The organism is Shewanella sp. MF05913 (genome assembly GCF_059758095.1).
In genome coordinates this window covers 69,752-87,892 of record NZ_JCAYNT010000006.1, presented here as the reverse complement: position 1 = coordinate 87,892, position 18,141 = coordinate 69,752, and the positions used below count along the sequence as shown (strand labels likewise).

Here is an 18,141-nt window from a genome sequence, read left to right as displayed (position 1 = left end):
ATATCATCTCATTGTTAAGACTTCCCTTTGAACGTTGAAAACCTATCAAATTGAAATATATGCCTTTTTTATATTGGCACAAGGGTTGCTATATCCTTGTATCAAGTATGGAAGGAACATCTTATGGATATCATTAGCAAAGTACATTGCAAGCATTTGCAACTGTCATTAAAGCGAGGAATGCAATTAAGCATGTTATTGCTGGCTGCACAATCTCAAGCTGATGATTCGAGTGTTATTGGTTCACATGTATTGCAAGGTGCAGGACGTGCGAGTATTAATCAGGCCGCAGGCGACTTTAATATTCAGTCTAATAGCCATGCAGTGGGATACAGCACTGCTATTAAAACGATTAATTATCATATATTGCCGCAATCAGAATCGGTATCTGATGTGAATAAACAATTTACAACGGTAATAGACAGCCAAGCCTTTGCGCTATTTCAGGGGTTAGCCAGTGTTAATCAAGTGAGTGGTGAGCTCAACATGCAAGCCAATATCGGCAGTGTTGCGATGGATTCAACACTCGAAACCATCATGGGCCAGGGATTAAGTGACTCAGCATTAACCCAGGTGTCGAGCCAATTTGCCCCTTCAACTTATCAATTATCACATTATCAAGCCGAAATTGCTCCAGACAGCTTTCTGGATGCCCAAGGTGTGATGCAAGTTAATCAGATTTCTGGCGATAAAAATATTGCCATTAACCAGTTCTCGTTGCAGTTACCAAGCGGGAATTAATTATCATCGATCGGAGGAAAGGAAGATGAAAAAACTAACTCTAGTGCTAAGTATTGCAGCAATAATGAGTGGTTCTGCATATGCAAATGGAATGACAGAGACAGACAGTAGTGTTGAATTAGATAAAAAAGTAAAAGTGACCAAAAACTTAAGCTACGAAGGTGCCGTGACCATAGAAGGAAACATTTTTGCCGACGGGCTTGGTATGGCAGTCGTTGAAAATGTTCAAGAGTCCAGTGCTAACATGGTTGTGAATTCCTACCATGATAATGAGGCTCAGATTACGGGTAACGCGTTTGAAAATTCAAGCGGTAATATTGGTGTTAACCAGGCTGCCGGTGAGTTTAATGCGCAATCAAATTCTGCCGCTCTCGCAGCAATTGATGCCGGTTTTGCATTTGGTTCTGGTGATGCTGAAATTTTCAGCACACAGGTGGGAGGGTTTAATACTGTATGGAATGACGCTTCAACCAATACATCGACCATCGACGGCGCTTCATTTATGAATGCGACAGGTAATATTGGCGTTAACGTGGCTGCGGGTAATAATAATCTACAAGCCAACAACATGGCTGCATCGACTTACAGTGGCGCATTAGGTGAAGCGAGTGTGTCGAATTTACAGCAAACCGGCCATAATTATTCAGATAATATCAGTGTGGTGCAAGACTCAATAGAATATGCCCAGGTCAACTTTGCTTTAAATGCTGAAGGTACATATGACGGTGCGTCGTATCTGGCTGAAGCTTATTATCCCGAGGTTATCCTAGAGGGGGATGGCGAACATAATAGTGGCGATGGTGTGGTTCGAGGTCATATCGATTTTGATACCCAGAATCCTTCTGGCGCTGAGGTCATGACCTTTAATGAAGAAGGTGATTTAAGTCTGAATGGTACTGTGAGTGGTGTTTTACCATACTTTGTGCAAACCGTGACTCAAAAAACTAACAACTCTTCTATGTTAGCTGGCACTGCTTTCCAGGGGGCGTCGGGTAACATTGGTGTTAACTTGGCAAGTGGTACGGGTAATTTGCAGTCAAATAACCTTTCATTAGCGACCATGAATGCAACACCTGATCTTATTTCTGGTGAATAGCTTATTAATCAAACGTTATGAATAAGGCAGGGGGGCAACCCCCTGATTCATATTATGAGTAACACAACTTCAATAATGATTATCTTATCGGTCGTGGTCAATTTTATTATCCCTTCTAGCAGCTTTGCAGCCAATATCCCTCTTACAGGGGTTGTGCCTGGAATGGGAACCTATTCTAAACCGATACAAAGTATTCGAGAACGCAAGTTTGAGCATGTTATCGAGCAAAAAACTGACTTTTCTTGTGGTGCAGCGAGTTTAGCCAGCTTGTTAAAGTTTGCCTATGACCGCCATGAGATTAATGAGCAAAAAGTGCTTATTGGCATGTTAGAACACGCCGACTTAGGTTTGGTTAAAGAGCAAGGCTTTTCATTGTTAAATATGAAGCGTTACCTGCAATCTCAAGGGTTAAGAGGCCGAGGTTATAAGGTAGGTGAAGCGGAGATGTCGTTATTAAAAATTCCAGCTATCGTCCTGCTTAATGATGGTGGCTATAGTCACTTTGTGGTTTTTCGTCGTCATGACGAAGGTGAAGTGTATTTAGGCGATCCCGCGCTCGGTAATAGAATTATGAGCATGGATGAGTTTAATCAAAAATGGAATGGCGTAGTGTTTGTGGTGATAGGTCAAGATTATCAGCGCGATAACCCTTTATTACATCCAAGGGCTAAATTAACGCTTAATACACTTGATCCATTATCGCCGATGACAGATGCCGAATTGCTCGAATTTGGTTTTTCATATTCAGACATGCTTTAAGGAGGAAGGTATGAAATTAGGCATGATGCTTTTATTGGCTATTACAACTCCCGTAATAGCGAGCCAACCTTCGCTGTCAGTATTTACACACAGCCAAGTGTTAACAGACTTTGAACTAGACTCAATGAAGGGTAAGTACACCAATAATGGTCAAGATTATTACTTTGGCCTACAAATGCAAACTCAATTTATTCAAGATAATGGCGTTCAGCAACAAGTGGGAATGCAAATAGAACTCAGCCAAGTCGATAATCAACCTTCGATAAATATTACGATTAGTGACCCCAACGCCGTTGATAGTCAAAATGGATTCCAGTTAGATTCGTTAGGACAATCTGCTGGTTTACAGCAACGGATTCAAATAGCGGGAAGTGAAAACCTGGCTGTAAATGAGCTCGATATGGCTCAGGGGCGATTAGCGCCATTATTGCAAGGTATTAATATAGCTGTTGGTACGACCTTGGTCAGTCAAAGTGGTGATACTACTTTTTCGGCGAATGCTAATACTGTGGGTTACCAAATTGCACTGGGCACTAGCAATGTGAGTCAAGGGATTAACTATCAAGATGGCAATGGTCAATTAGTACAGAGTATTTTTATTGATGGACTCAATCAAGGAGTGATAAACCAGTCTACAATAAGATATGACGGTATGCCTGTTGGACCAATACAGTCAAATATACTTGGTAGGCAAATCAGTGATTTAACCTCATTAGGTTTTTAATTCATTCTGTACAAGGCAAGGATGTGTTTATGAATAAGAAATGGACCTCAGCAGCCGCAGTTATATTGCCAAGTTTGCTGGCAATGCCTGCGTATGCTGCAGACACTCATTCTCAACCCGCCTCTTTATCGACTTTATCTGAGCAAGATATTGCTGAACTAAAACAGAAGCTAATTCAATTAAACCAGCAAATTAAGTTACAGCAACAAACGATTAATCAGATGGCGCAGCAGGTACTCAAACAAGAGGCACTAATAAGACAAACCACCACAACAGAGGTCGCATCTTCAACTCCACAAACCACTCCGCCAGCGGAGTCGCAAGTAGCACAAAGACCACGAACAGAATCCTCTCAGCAAGCCGAAACTTCAAGTCATGTCTCTGATCGAAAAAAAGCACCTGATAGGGCAAGAAGTACAGATGACGTACTGCAAGAAGCGCATAACGTATTTACCCGTAAGTTTACTATTGAACCTTCATTTACCTACAGTTATTACAGCCGAAAAGATCTCATTCTTAGAGGTTTTTTAGCTCTTGACGCAATATTTTTGGGTAATTTAAATTTGGATCGTATTCGTACTAATACTACTCAATTTGATCTTACTACGCGTTATACGTTAAATGATGAATGGCAGTTCGAGATAGGGTTGCCGTACCTATATCGCTGGAGTCAATATGATTCAGTGGGTGAAGGGAATTCTAGTCAACGTTATGAAACGGCTAAAATTAGTGACGGCCAAATTGGTGATGTTAGCGGTGCTGTTTATTATCGCCTTAATACTGAGTCTTATGATTGGCCAGATTGGGTGTGGAACTTTCGAGTACGCGCACCGACAGGAAAAGATCCATTTGGTATAGCGTTGGAAACCTCGGATTCTGGTAATTTAACTTATCCTACCGAAATGGCTTCAGGTTCTGGAGTATGGAGCGTGTCGACAGGATTTAGTCTAGCTAAAACCTTTGACCCTGCTATTGTATTTTTTAATTTAAATTATGGCGCAAGTTTCAAAGAAGAGTTTGATGATTTATCTGGCGCTGCTGGCAAAAGTCCTGGGGAAATTGATTTAGGCAATTACCTTGATTACAGCTTAGGGTTAGCATTTGCAGTATCTGAAAGAATGAGTTTAAGCATGAGCTTTAATCAACGTTTTTACAGTAAAACCAAGCAAAGACCTGAAGGCGGTGAATGGGAGAAAATACCGAGAACTGACACTAACACGGCCAGTTTAGGCATCGGAGCAACCTTAGCGTTATCGCCTAATTTGTCGATGGTGACATCTATCGGTGCAGGGCTAACGGAAGACTCACCCGATTATCAAATTAGTTTACGCTTTCCTTACCGTTTCTAGTTTATACCTTGATGCAGTTTGATATCGTTATGATTCAAGCTGCATGAAGGTATTATCCCATCATCATTATCCCATCATAGAGTGTAACGATTCCTGGCTGGTATAACGTTTAGTGAAAAAGTCTAAAAAGGCACTAATGTTACTGGCGAGCTGGCGTCGACTTGAATATACCCCGTAGACTTTAAATGATTCCATTGGCCAGTCTTGCAAAATAGGCACTAGGCTGCCAGAGGCTAATTCTTGCTTGCAGCTGGTGTTCGATAACATCGCAATGCCATAATCATCGAGTGCTAATCGCTTTACCATACTGGCACTGTTTACCCGTACTTTACGTTTAAACGTGGCCATCATTTTTCGATTACCTTTACCCAGTGGCCAAATGGGAGCCGATAATGTTGTGCCAAGTAATATGCCATTATGTTGGGCAAGTTCTTGTGGCGTAGCTGGGCTGTTATGTTTTTTAATATAGCCAGGACTGGCAACAAGAATAGGCTGGCGTTCAAACAATAATCTGGCAACTAAATCGGATGACTGTAATGGACCATATTTAATCGCAATGTCATAACCTTCACCCACTAAACCGACATCGCTATCGGTAAACTGAATATCGAGTTCAATGTTGGGATAAAGTCGCATAAAGCTTGAGCATAAATGACCAATAACATCTTGTGAAAATGACACCGGAATAGCAATGCGTAATGACCCTGAAATATCATTATGAGTATTCTCAATAATCGCTTTGGCAGCTTCAATCTCGTGACTAATGGAATCACAATGCTGAAAAAACAGTGCGCCAACTTGAGTCAGACTTAAATTTCGGGTGTCGCGTTGTAATAAACGCACCCCAAGTTGCTCCTCTAATTGGGCAACTTTACGACTTATTGTTGATTTAGGTTGTCCGATGTCTCGTGCTGCTTGGGAGAAACCTTTGGCTCTTACCACCGCTGCAAACAGCATCATACCGTTCAAATCGGGCATTTTAGTCTCACTGTCTCATTTATGGAACAAAGCGTCCAAGGTAGTTTATATGGTAATTTACCTACTAACAAAGTTATATTTACGAGCTATAAAAAATTTCAGAGGCTATATAAGCAGAGGATCTAAGGATGACCAGCAAAAAGCAGCCCGCTAACAAGACTCAAGCACTATCGGCTGACCCACTTTTCTTACAAGCTGAACACTTGGCTAAAGATTTTTCATTATTTCCTGCTCATAACAAGCAGAGTTTATCTGAAGAAGTGAAAGGACTATTAAATGAAGACGCGATTCAAGCTAATTTAAAAAGCTTAGCGTCTTTAGATGTTGACGGTTATGTGACGAAAGTCATTCAACCAACACTGGATAAAAACCGCCCTGGGGCGAAGCGGATGATCGCTGACTTAAAAGGCAAAATTATTGCTGAAAGTCATGCGGGTCCGTTTTACCGTGCAGAAGTGGAACTTAATTTTGGTACTCGTACTCGCCGAATCGGTTTTATCGCTCAAGAGCGTACAACTGCCAATGGCGCGTGGATGCCTGAACATCACCTAGCAGCGTGTAAAGCGATTCGTCACTTTGCCCAGTTGTCGATGCCTATTGTGTACTTAATTGATACACCGGGTGCGGATGCGGGTGAAGTCGCTAACAGCCAAAACCAGGCGCATTCGATTTCTAAAGCAATTGCCGAAAGTACTAATGTCGATGTCCCTACTGTCGGTATTGTGATTGGTGCGGGTTATTCTGGTGGTGCGATTCCATTAGCCGCCGCTAACATCTTATTGTCGGTTCGCGATGGTATTTTCAACACGATTCAGCCGCAAGGCTTACAAAGCATTGCGCGTAAATACAACTTGTCGTGGCAGGAGTGTGCTAAGTCTGTGGGTGTATCGCCAGAAGAGTTATATACCTCTGGTTGTATTGACGGCATTGTTGACTTTTCTCCATCTGATAAAGACGAGCGCCAGCATAATTTACGCCGTGCCATTATTAGCTCAATTGAAGCAGTTGAACGTGCAGCAATCAATTTTGTTCGCGACTCTACCGATTTAAAAGAGCATTACGACCGTAGCTTACAGCGTTTCTTAACGCCGTCTAAAAATCTACTGACGTTAGAAAATAATACCGGTTTGTCGGTTGCAAGTGACCCGACCATGTACCACAACATTTTTGGTAGTGCATATCGTTATTTGCGTTACCTGACGTTGCGCAGTCGTATTCAATCGATTTCTCAAGATCAGTATGGTCGTTTATCGAAAGTAAGCGTGCCAGAAGGCGACTTGTTAGCGCGTATTAAGCAAGAACAAGAGCGCGTATTCCAAGCCTGGTTAACCAACCCAGACAAACTGGTTTACGACGAAGAACTTAATAAGCTTTGGTCTACTTTTAGTACCAAACGTGGTGAGATTTCAACTGAACGTAACATGATTACGCGCTTTATTTTGGGTGAACCAAAAGAGAACTACAAAAAAGCACGTAAAGCATTGTTATTTAACATCGGTTGGTCTTTGTATCACCGCTGGAAAAGTAACGCCGCCAATAACTTTAATGGTTTAATTAAGCATTTAGAGTCTTTACCAAAGTCGGCTACTCAAGCGCCATGGCCTGAGCTAAATCAACTGACGGTTCTGGATATCGTGGTTAACGATGAGCTGCGTGAAGACTTTATTTGGCAGTGTCATAACGTGCTTATTTTTAACGCGTTATATGACAACGTAGTGGGTAGTTTAGCGTCGATTTCTAAAGAAGCGATGATGTCTAAAAGTTTGTCACGCGAATCTGTAGATAAGCTGTTACATAAGTCTATCGACAATGCGCTATCAACTAACGACAAGGCCAATGATAAGAACAAGTTCTATAAGTGGCTTAAATACTTTATGGACCAATCTAACCGTGCAGAGTTATTAACACGGGTAGAGCAATGGAAGAGCGTCGGTTTCCCACAGTTAAACGATTCATTATTCGTTATTTTGACTTACTTTTTCGAACGCTTATTGCCTGAGTATTTCGACAGTGAAGAAGATCACGACAAATACACCGGCACAATTAACCCTGTGCGTATTGGTCGTCGTAAGGATTTCTGGAACCGCTTAACCATGGGTTACCAAGACTTACTGATCCAAAAAGTGCTTCGCGAAGAGAAAAAACAAGGCAAGATGGCCTGGGAAAATGTCATCAAACAGTTCTTTACTAAGTTTGATGAAGTTGATGCCGACAAAATGTCAGCTAACTTGCTTAACTTCCCAGGTTTCCGTTTATCGATTGAAGATGCGATTGATAAAAAGATCCGCCCTTGCGGTCTGATTACCGGTTTAGCTGACTTTAATAACAACGGCACTAAATTACGTGTAGGTGTTGCTGTATCAAATACGGCATTCCAAGCGGGTGCATTTGATATGGCCAGTGCTGAGAAGTTCAGCGCGCTATTAATCGAATGTGCTAAACGTAAATTACCGGTAATTTGTTTTATCAGTTCTGGCGGTATGCAGACTAAAGAAGGTGCTGCGGCGCTATTCTCAATGGCTGTGGTTAACGACCGTATTACGCGTTTTATTCGTGATAATGAGTTGCCAGTATTAATGTTTGGTTTTGGCGACTGTACCGGTGGCGCACAGGCGAGTTTTGTGACTCACCCATTAGTGCAAACCTATTACTTGTCTGGTACGAACATGCCGTTTGCAGGTCAAATGGTTGTGCCGGCTTATCTACCGTCAACTGCAACGCTATCTAACTACTTGTCTAAAGTACCGGGTGCGATGACAGGATTGGTGCATAACCCATTTTGCGAAACATTAGATGCACAGTTATCAGGTATTGATCCGTTAATGCCTTTGCCAACCGCTAAAATTGAAGACGTGATCAGTAAAGCCTTATCTTCACTTGTGCCAGAAGTGGCTGAAGTAGAAGAAGAGATTGTGCAAGACGATCCGCGTGCCTTGATGAAGCCTATCACTAAAGTCTTGGTACATGCGCGTGGTTGTACTGCGGTGAAACTAATCCGTAAAGCACACGATAACAATATTAATGTGGTGTTAGTTGCGTCAGATCCTGACATGACTTCTGTGCCAGCAGATATGCTGAAAGAAAACGATAAACTGGTTTGTATTGGTGGTAACACATCAGACGAAAGTTACCTTAATGCTTATTCAGTATTAAAAGTCGCTGAGTATGAAGATGTAGACGCATTGCACCCAGGTATTGGTTTCTTATCAGAAAGCCCGCAGTTTGCTGCTTTATGTGTGAATAACGGCGTAAACTTTGTTGGCCCTAGCGTGCATTCAATGACGACAATGGGTAACAAGTCTAATGCTATCCATACATCGCAAGCACACAATGTACCGGTTGTTCCTGGTAGTCACGGTATTTTGAGCAATGCAGAGCAAGCGGTAAACGTGGCGTCTGAAATTGGTTATCCTGTGCTGCTTAAAGCGGTACAAGGTGGTGGTGGTAAAGGTATTCAGGTTGTTAAACGCTCTGAAGACATGATTGGCCTATTCCAAAAAACCGCAACCGAAGCCGCTGCAGCATTTGGTAATGGCGACTTGTATTTAGAGAAATACGTTACCTCATTGCGCCACATTGAAGTGCAGTTATTGCGTGACAAGTTTGGTAACACCAAAGTGTTGGGTATTCGTGATTGTTCAGTACAGCGTAACAACCAGAAAGTGATTGAAGAATCAGGTTCTACAATGTTACCTGAAGAGCTGAAACAACGCGTGATGGAATACACTCGTGCGTTAGGTGATGCGACTGATTACATGGGCGCAGGTACTGTTGAGTTTATTTATAACCTTGACGCAAATGAAGTGTACTTCATGGAAATGAACACACGTCTGCAGGTTGAGCATCCAGTAACAGAGGCCACCTCTGGTATCGACATTGTGAGTGCACAGTTTGATATCGCTGCCGGTCGTTCAATTGAGAAGCTAGAGCCTGTTGATCAAGGTTATGCTATGGAAGTGCGTGTCACAGCAGAAAAAGCGGCGTTAGATAGCCACGGTATTCTGCAGTTGATCCCTAACCCAGGTAAAATCACTGAGTGCGTTATTCCACAACGTGACGACGTAGAAATTATCTCGATTGCTGAAGCCGGTAAAGAGGTGTCGCCATATTACGACAGCTTAATTGCCCAAATTATTATTCGTGGTAAAGATCGTGCCGATGTCGTGACTAAAATGTACGCTTACTTAGACAGTGTAGTCATTAAAGGTATTGCGACTAACATACCGTTGTTGAAGTTGATCCTCAAAGATCCTACTTTCAACGAAGGCGTATATGACACTAACTACTTGCCACGTTTAATGGCTGAGTTAGACATTCCAGCATTGATTGCTGAAATGGAAGCCGCTGCTGAAGCCATGCCAGTTGATACTGAATCTTTACGTGTTGGCGAAAGTAATGAGCTTAAAGTGTTGGCACAAGGTGCCGGTATTTTCTATACCTCTCCAGCGCCAGGTGAAGCTGACTTTGTTAAAGAAGGTGACATTGTCACGGTTGAGCAAAATTTAGCGCTAATGGAAGCGATGAAGATGTTCTCTCAGGTCACGTTAGCCGGCTTTAACCGTCAAACAGGTGTGCTGTATCCTGAAGATCAAAAATATCGTATTGAGCGTATTCTCAATAGCAACGGTCAACAAGTCTCGCAAGGTGACTTATTGTTTGTGATATCGCCTGTAGAGGCATAAATCAAACGTTTGAACGTTGAATAACTTACCCGCCACTTGGCGGGTATTTTTTTGTCATGCTTTTATTTGTTTATACTACACTTCTAACAATATAAATTAATTGTTGAAATGTCATTGGATGTGAGTAGTGTTAAATCATAAGGGGCTGGTATTACTTGGTGCGTTAATAACAAGCGTGTTTGTTGCTCTTGGTGTGGCATCACCCGCCTTGGCGTATACAGAAGCGGCTAACTCGGCTACCGCGACAGATGACTATGTGGTTCGTTATTGTGTTGACCCTGATTGGTTACCTTACGAGGCCATTATCGATGGGCGTCATACCGGAATATCATCCGATTACCTTAAATTATTGACAGACTATACCGAACTCAGTTTTGTGCTAGTGCCGACATCATCATGGCGACAGAGCTTGGAGTTACTTCAGCAAGGGCAATGTGAACTCACCCCTATGTTGAATCAAACTCCCAAACGCGACCAATACCTGCTATTCAGCGACATCTTTTTTAAATCCCCTAATGTACTAGTGTCACTCAAAACTCAGCCATTTCTGCAAGGTTTTGAACATATCGGTCAACGTACTCTCGCCATTCCAAAAGATTACCGCCTTGTTGAATACATTCAGCAGTTTTATCCCAAAATTAATACTGTGTTAACCAGCAATGAACGTGAAGGCTTAGATAAAGTGGCTCAAGGTGAAGTGGATGTGTTTGTTGGCTCGATGTTTTCAGTTAATGCCTATATCCAGCAACAAGGGCTTTCCTCATTAAAAATAGCCGGTTGGGGCGGTCCAGAAGATGAATTGCGTTTAGGCGTGATTCATTCTAAACGTGCTTTACTTGATAAAATCAACACTGGCTTAGCCAAGATTACTCATGCTGACCACATTTCAATTTATAAGAAATGGCATAACATTACCGTGGTGGAAGACATCGACTACAGCTTGGTTTTTCAAGTGTTGGGCGTCTTGGGGCTGTTTATCCTCTTTTTACTTTATCGCACTATTTGTGTCACTAAGTACAACTTACATCTCACAGCAAACAACAACGAGTTACAAAAGCTACAGCATGAATTAGAAAGAAAAAACAGCGATTTAGATTTTTTAGCGCAACACGATCCATTAACTAAATTGTACAACCGTCATTATTTCAACCAAACCTTTTTGAATGATGATCGTGAATATGGCAATGATGGTGTGAGTCTTATTATAATCGATATCGATTTTTTTAAAGCGATTAATGACATGCATGGCCATGCAATGGGCGATAAGGTATTAGTACAGGTTGCTCAAGTGTTGCAAGTATCGGTACGCGACGGTGATGTCGTTGCACGCTGGGGAGGCGAAGAGTTTGTGATTGTATGCAAGCATATGGATTTGCAAGGTGCGGCTGAACTTTGTCAACGGATAACCAAAGAGTTAAGTGAATTTTCATTCCATCAAAAAATCAAAGTGACTTGTAGTTTTGGTGTGGCGCAATTAAATGAACATGAGGCGATTCAAGCCTGTTTCGAACGTGCCGATATGGCCCTGTACAAAGCTAAGCAATCTGGGCGCAATCAATATTGTTGTGCATAAGATATTGCTGTGTATAAAAAATTGTTGCACATAAAATAGTTACTTAAAATGCAATGTTATTTATTGAGTAAGGCAAACAATGAATACGAGATACTTCAGCATAAAATAACAGCGCCGAACGTTGTCACATCGTTAATATCATTTCGCGACCATGACACGATATTGAGTCGCCGTTGTGTTGGTTGAGACTTGGTGAAGGGGGGATTTCGGTTTTATGTTAATTATTACTGGGTTATTCGGTGCTAAGCCGATTAAGCCAAATAGCGATATCATCGCATTTTGACATTGATGAATGCAGGTTAATTCTCGCAATAAAAGTTAGACATTACATGGCCAATTATTTAAGCCGGTAAATTCTCAATATCAGCAAGTCATTCATTAGCATCGAGCATATGAATCACTGTTCTTTGTAGACCATATCTGAGTGCTCATTTACGCAAAATGAGCTTATTGAAGTCCTTTTTCATTGATAATGGTTTATTTCGGTTTTTTTAGGTTAAATCTTCAATAGATTAAAAAATAATCTATTATTTTTTAATCTATTGTTTTATAGAAAATAACTTGTATTTTTTAGGGTTTTTTTAACTAAAAACAAATAAATATTGCACCAGCCATTTGCGCCCAGCAAGGTTCCAATTTACAATATGCGCCTTAATAACCTGATGTGCGGTGTGTCGGTTCTTTTTCGCATGCTCCGTCTACTTCTTAAACTAATCATTAAAGTTGAATCATGACCGAATTATCCAAATACAGAAACATTGGTATCTTCGCTCACGTTGACGCGGGTAAAACCACGACCACCGAGCGTATCCTTAAGCTAACCGGTAAGATCCACAAGATCGGTGAAGTACATGATGGTGAATCAACCACAGACTTCATGGAACAGGAAGCTGAGCGCGGTATTACCATTCAGTCTGCAGCAGTAAGCTGTTTCTGGAATGATCACCGTTTTAACGTTATCGACACCCCAGGCCACGTTGACTTCACAGTAGAAGTATATCGTTCGCTTAAAGTGCTTGACGGCGGTATCGGCGTATTCTGTGGTTCAGGCGGCGTTGAGCCACAATCTGAAACCAACTGGCGTTATGCTAACGATTCAGAAGTTTCGCGTATCATCTTCGTAAACAAGTTAGACCGTATGGGTGCTGACTTCTTACGTGTTGTTAAGCAAACTAAAGACGTTTTAGCGGCTAACCCATTGGTTATGGTTCTACCAATCGGTATCGAAGACGAGTTCTGTGGTGTTGTTGACCTACTAACTCGTAAAGCGCACATTTGGGATGATTCTGGTTTACCAGAAAACTTCGAAATTAAAGACGTGCCAGCTGACATGGTTGACATCGTTGAAGAATACCGTGAAATGCTAATCGAAACTGCTCTTGAGCAAGACGATGACCTATTAGAAGCTTACATGGAAGGCGTTCAACCATCTATTGAAGATGTTAAGCGTTGTATCCGTGCTGGTACTCGTACAATGGCTGTGTTCCCAACATATTGTGGTAGCGCATTCAAAAACAAAGGTATGCAGTTATTGCTTGATGCCGTTGTTGATTACTTACCTGATCCAGTTGAAGTTGATCCACAACCGCTAACTGACGAAGAAGGTAACGAAAATGGCGAGTTCGCAATCGTTGATGTAGATGCTCCGTTTAAAGCATTAGCATTCAAGATTATGGATGACCGTTTTGGTGCATTAACATTCGTACGTGTTTACTCAGGCCGTTTGAAGAAGGGTGACACCATCCTTAACTCATTCACTGGTAAAACAGAGCGTATCGGCCGTATGGTTGAAATGTATGCTAACGAACGTATCGAAATTGAATCAGCTCAGGCTGGTGATATTATCGCTATCGTTGGTATGAAGAACGTGCAAACTGGTCACACTCTTTGTGATCCTAAGCACCCATGTACTCTAGAAGCCATGGTATTCCCTGAGCCAGTAATTTCTATCTCTGTAGCGCCAAAAGATAAAGGCGGCAGTGAGAAAATGGGTATCGCTATCGGTAAAATGATTGCAGAAGATCCATCTTTCCGTGTTGAAACAGACATCGATTCTGGTGAAACCATCCTTAAAGGTATGGGTGAACTTCACTTAGACATTAAAGTAGACATCCTTAAGCGTACTTACGGTGTTGAACTAATCGTTGGTGAGCCACAAGTTGCTTACCGTGAAACTATCACAGCAGAAGTTGAAGATAGCTACACGCATAAGAAACAGTCTGGTGGTTCAGGTCAGTTCGGTAAGATCGACTATAAAATCCGTCCAGGTGCTGCAAACACAGGTTTTGTGTTTAAGTCTTCTGTTGTTGGTGGTAACGTTCCAAAAGAATTCTGGCCTGCGGTTCAGAAAGGTTTTGGTAGCATGATGAACACCGGTACTATCGCTGGTTTCCCAGTGTTAGACGTTGAATTTGAATTAACTGATGGTGCATTCCACGCAGTTGACTCTTCAGCAATCGCGTTCGAAATCGCTGCTAAAGGCGCGTTCCGTCAATCTATCGCTAAAGCTAAACCACAACTTCTTGAGCCTATTATGAACGTTGACGTGTTCAGCCCAGATGACAACGTTGGTGACGTAATTGGTGACCTTAACCGTCGTCGCGGTATGATCAAAGATCAAAACGCGGGTATGACTGGTGTTCGTATTAAAGCTGACGTACCGTTATCAGAAATGTTCGGTTACATCGGTTCACTACGTACTATGACTTCAGGTCGTGGCCAATTCTCTATGGAATTTGCTCACTACTCACAATGTCCTAACAGCGTATCTGAAAAAGTAGTTGCTCAAGTTAAAGAGCGTAAGGCTGCTGAAGCTAAGAAGTAATTCTTAACTTCCCGCTGATAAAAACCGTTGCTTAGGCAGCGGTTTTTTTATGCCTGCGATTTAGCGCTTCATAGCAAAGGATTTTCAGGGTTAGCTGTATTTGGTGTACTGAGCGATAGTAACGCTTGTGCAGGTGGTGTAAGCGGAAGGTTTTGACGCCATATTAAGGCGAGATCCCAAGTCATTGCAGGTTGCATTGGTTTGAACACTAATTGACTGGCCGTTAAGCGTTGACAAATCGGTTCGGGTAATATCGCTACACCCATATTGGCCTCAACCATTGCGGCGATAAAATCCCATTGACCACTCCTAAAAGCGATATTGAGTTGCACACCAGCTTTGCGGCTGAGGCGATTAATTAATTTGGCCAACGAGAAATCTTCGTTGTATAAAATAAATGGATATGACGCAAAGTCGTGCCACTTAATTTCTGCTTTATCTGCTAATGGATGCCCTACCGGAAGGCAGGCAAGTAAAGGGTACTTCGTCAGTAGTTGGCTCGACAACTCAGTTTTGTGGGTTGTAGGAAGTGCAGTGAAGGCGATATCAAGGCTATTGTTGATCAAGGCTTGCTCACAACCAAAACCGCCATATTCGTACATCTGTAATTCTATACCAGGGTATTGTTGGCGATAACGGGTTAATAATCCAATAATTAGACTGCTCATCATAGGGCAAACCCCTAGTCGCAATTGTCCCGATTTAAGGCCGCGTAAATTACTCATATCCTCTTGTAAGCGATGCCAATGACCTAATATCTCTTGTGCACTTTGAGCAAATAGACGCCCGGCTGGGGTTAACTCCACCTTTTGATTATTACGAATAAGCAATTGTTCACCGAGGCTATCTTCTAAGCGCTGCACCACTTTGCTCAATGTGGGTTGAGTCATAAAACATTGTTGCGCTGCTCTGGTGAAGTTTTCGGTTTCTACTATCGTGAGAAAACAGCGTAAGGTCTTGATTGGTATATTCATGCTTAAATGGAATCTAGGTTAAGGTGATTATTCATTTTACTGATAAACCGTAAACGATTACTTTGAACTTGTTAACATAACGGAGTAACAGTCATGAAATCAATTTCGAGTTTATGGGTTGGCGCATTGTGGCAAGCAGCAATGCCAGAAGTGAATGAAGTGCAATCTTCAAATGCATCACAAACGGCAGCAGAGCCCAATTCACAAGCCGCACAACAAGCACCGCAAACCATTAACCCAGCATAAGCTGGGTTTTTTATGGGTATTGTTAAATAAATCATAACAATAAAAAAGCCGCTTGCAATGCAAGCGGCACACGTCATCATCGGGGGGAGGGAAGTTGACTAGTTAAAGGTGTTTTCGACCAGTTGCTGTTTATTTTCAGCTTGTGGTACATGGCACTGATCGCAAAAATAATACATGCCTTTTACGGTGCCTTTGTCATCCAGTACGTGCGATGTATCAACGGGTGTCGCCTTCATACGCTTCGCTTTATCCCAACTGTGGCAGCTTAAACAACCATTTTTATCAGTGCTGATTGAGTAGGTTGCTTTATGCGGAATAATTGGCGGTTGATGCACAAAAGTACGTTCAATCGACTTACCACGATTTGGATAAACAGGCATAGCATCTGCGGGACGAACATCGGTAATTTGTGACTCACCTGCGAGTGATGACAATTTTACTGGCTCAGGATTAGCATGTGCTTGTTGACCTGAGTAAGCGCTAATCGCTAGCATTATCGCAGCTAAAGTGATTAATTTTTTCATAACGGGCTCTCCACCTTAAGAGGAATTCTGTTCGAATATTTTGAATTAAATCGGTTTTCATATTGGAATACGCGCGGTGCACAAACATCAATACAACGGCCACACAAGGTACAATCACTGTCGAGTATAAGCGCTTGGGTACTGCCTTTTTTGAGGACAGGTTTTAATACCTGACGCTCAGGGCAAACAGTAAAACAATCCATACAGTTGTTGCATGCCTCGGCACGCACTGCGGCAACTTTTACCGGACTCACTTTACCTATTAGTGAAAATAATGCCCCTGTTGGACACAAGTGGCTACACCAAGCTCGTTCAACCACAAAGGTGTCGAGCAAAAAAATCACGACCAATATCCACAATCCACTGCTTGCACCAAATAATAGCGCGCGGTAGACAACAGGTACTGGGTTTAACCATTCCCACACAGTAAAACCGGTGAAAATAGGCAATATCAACACAAGTGTTAGCATGTAATAGCGCAGGTTTTGCGGTATTTCGCTGGTGCGAGGCAATGATAATGTTCGCCTAACCCAACTTGCCAAATCGGTGATGATATTCACTGGACATACCCAACTGCAAAATACTCTTCCGCCTAATAGAGCGTAGAGGCCAACAACGATGATGGCTCCTAGTAATAAGCTTAATTCAGGCCAATGGCCACTCATAAGCACTTGCAATGTGGCTAAGGGATCACTTAATGGGACAGTGTCCAGAAATAAACTGCTTGAGAGGTTTCCCTTAAAAAGCCACAGTCCCAAAAAAGGGCCAATGGCAAATAAGCTCAATACGCTTAATTGCGACAGTCTGCGAAGAATAAGAAAACGATGTGATCGCCACCATCCTAATTCTTCAACCGCAGCACTCGCAAAGCGTGTAGCTGATTTAGAGGTTGAGCTATGTTTGCTGCTCATAGTGACAACCCCTTATTTAACATCTCAAGTGTGGTTTCTTCTGTGTGTTGGTAAGTGTCATGAGCTGCCGATTTGCCCATTGCGATATGGCTTGGTAATACTTTTATCACTGCGAGTTCTGTCACGCATGCATGTTCGCATTTACCACATCCCGTACATAAATCTGGGTTTATAGTGGGTAAAAACATGGCATGGTGGCCGCTTTTTTCATTACGTTGCAGTTCTAGTGTGATGGCTTTATCGATTAGCGGGCAAACCCGGTAACAAACATCACAGCGTAAACCTCTATAGTTAAGACAGTTTTTCTCATCTATCAGTACTGCGATGCCCATTTTTGCGTCGTCGACATTTTCCAGTTTGTGATCAAGCGACCCACTTGGGCAGGCTTTAACACATGGAATGTCATCACACATTTCGCAGGCAATGTCACGCGCAGTAAAGAACGGTGTACCCGTTGCCGCGCCTTCAAACCAGCGAGCCAGTTTAAGGGTGTCGTAGGGGCAAGCCTCTACACACAGGCCGCAGCGGACACATGCTGATAGAAAGTCGTCTTCTGCCAATGCGCCTGGCGGGCGAATAGCAAATGGGTCAAGTTGTCGGGACTGGGTAGCAACCGTAGTTAATCCCAAACCGACCATGCCCATTACACAACTGGCTTTTGCCGTTGTGGCAAGAAATTGTCTGCGGTTAACACCGTTGACGCTTGCTAATTTGCTATTGGCTTTGCTCATAACATGACTTTCCGTTTATGCACTAGAGT

14 protein-coding genes are annotated in these 18,141 nt (G+C 42.4%); 9 read left to right on the top strand and 5 right to left on the bottom strand.

What is annotated here, in order from left to right:
• Positions 1–123 precede the first annotated feature (123 nt).
• From AC19MV_RS09850 to AC19MV_RS09830, 5 genes are read left to right on the top strand one after another with little or no spacing between them, the layout of a single operon-like run.
• Positions 124–741, top strand: coding sequence for a FapB/FapC family functional amyloid domain-containing protein (locus AC19MV_RS09850; RefSeq protein WP_498297967.1), 618 nt, complete (start codon positions 124–126; stop codon positions 739–741).
• 25 nt (positions 742–766) lie between these two features.
• A complete protein-coding gene (locus tag AC19MV_RS09845; protein WP_498297969.1) occupies positions 767–1,837 on the top strand; it encodes a FapB/FapC family functional amyloid domain-containing protein in 1,071 nt (356 codons plus the stop codon).
• A 54-nt stretch (positions 1,838–1,891) separates the two neighbouring features.
• Entirely contained in the window at positions 1,892–2,596 is a 705-nt protein-coding gene (locus tag AC19MV_RS09840) for a C39 family peptidase (RefSeq protein WP_498307315.1), read from the top strand.
• Positions 2,597–2,606: 10 nt separating this feature from the next.
• Complete coding sequence (locus AC19MV_RS09835; protein WP_498307313.1) at positions 2,607–3,320, top strand: hypothetical protein; 714 nt, start codon at positions 2,607–2,609, stop codon at positions 3,318–3,320.
• Positions 3,321–3,349: 29 nt separating this feature from the next.
• Positions 3,350–4,669, top strand: coding sequence for a transporter family protein (locus tag AC19MV_RS09830; RefSeq protein WP_498307311.1), 1,320 nt, complete (start codon positions 3,350–3,352; stop codon positions 4,667–4,669).
• A 66-nt stretch (positions 4,670–4,735) separates the two neighbouring features.
• Here AC19MV_RS09830 and AC19MV_RS09825 read toward each other — a convergent pair whose 3' ends face one another.
• Complete coding sequence (locus AC19MV_RS09825; protein WP_498297976.1) at positions 4,736–5,647, bottom strand: LysR family transcriptional regulator; 912 nt, start codon at positions 5,645–5,647, stop codon at positions 4,736–4,738.
• Positions 5,648–5,775: 128 nt separating this feature from the next.
• Here AC19MV_RS09825 and AC19MV_RS09820 point away from each other — a divergent pair, with 128 nt between their 5' ends.
• From AC19MV_RS09820 to fusA, 3 genes are all read left to right on the top strand, one after another.
• Positions 5,776–10,329 carry an ATP-binding protein gene (locus tag AC19MV_RS09820; protein WP_498297978.1) on the top strand — a complete coding sequence of 1,518 codons (4,554 nt, stop codon included), beginning with the start codon at positions 5,776–5,778 and terminating at the stop codon, positions 10,327–10,329.
• Between the two features lie 127 nt (positions 10,330–10,456).
• The gene (locus AC19MV_RS09815; RefSeq protein ID WP_498307309.1) at positions 10,457–11,902 is read left to right on the top strand and encodes a diguanylate cyclase; all 1,446 of its coding nucleotides are present in this window, start codon (positions 10,457–10,459) and stop codon (positions 11,900–11,902) included.
• Between the two features lie 730 nt (positions 11,903–12,632).
• On the top strand, positions 12,633–14,726 hold the full coding sequence (fusA, locus tag AC19MV_RS09810) for an elongation factor G (protein ID WP_498307307.1): 2,094 nt from the start codon (positions 12,633–12,635) through the stop codon (positions 14,724–14,726).
• A gap of 68 nt (positions 14,727–14,794) precedes the next feature.
• Here the strand turns inward: fusA and AC19MV_RS09805 are convergent, their stop codons facing one another.
• Complete coding sequence (locus tag AC19MV_RS09805) at positions 14,795–15,700, bottom strand: LysR family transcriptional regulator (RefSeq protein ID WP_498297983.1); 906 nt, start codon at positions 15,698–15,700, stop codon at positions 14,795–14,797.
• 93 nt (positions 15,701–15,793) lie between these two features.
• Here AC19MV_RS09805 and AC19MV_RS09800 point away from each other — a divergent pair, with 93 nt between their 5' ends.
• Positions 15,794–15,946 (top strand): hypothetical protein, encoded by a 153-nt coding sequence (locus AC19MV_RS09800; RefSeq protein ID WP_432402925.1) that lies wholly within the window; start codon positions 15,794–15,796, stop codon positions 15,944–15,946.
• A 98-nt stretch (positions 15,947–16,044) separates the two neighbouring features.
• Here AC19MV_RS09800 and AC19MV_RS09795 read toward each other — a convergent pair whose 3' ends face one another.
• From AC19MV_RS09795 to napG, 3 genes are read right to left on the bottom strand one after another with little or no spacing between them, the layout of a single operon-like run.
• A complete protein-coding gene (locus tag AC19MV_RS09795; RefSeq protein ID WP_498307305.1) occupies positions 16,045–16,470 on the bottom strand; it encodes a nitrate reductase cytochrome c-type subunit in 426 nt (141 codons plus the stop codon).
• Positions 16,467–17,381, bottom strand: a complete 915-nt coding sequence (napH, locus tag AC19MV_RS09790; protein ID WP_498307303.1) for a quinol dehydrogenase ferredoxin subunit NapH — start codon at positions 17,379–17,381, stop codon at positions 16,467–16,469. Before napH ends, AC19MV_RS09795 begins: the two co-directional genes overlap by 4 nt.
• Entirely contained in the window at positions 17,378–18,112 is a 735-nt protein-coding gene (gene napG / locus AC19MV_RS09785; protein WP_498307302.1) for a ferredoxin-type protein NapG, read from the bottom strand. The genes napH and napG overlap by 4 nt, the downstream gene beginning before the upstream one ends.
• Positions 18,113–18,141 lie beyond the last annotated feature (29 nt).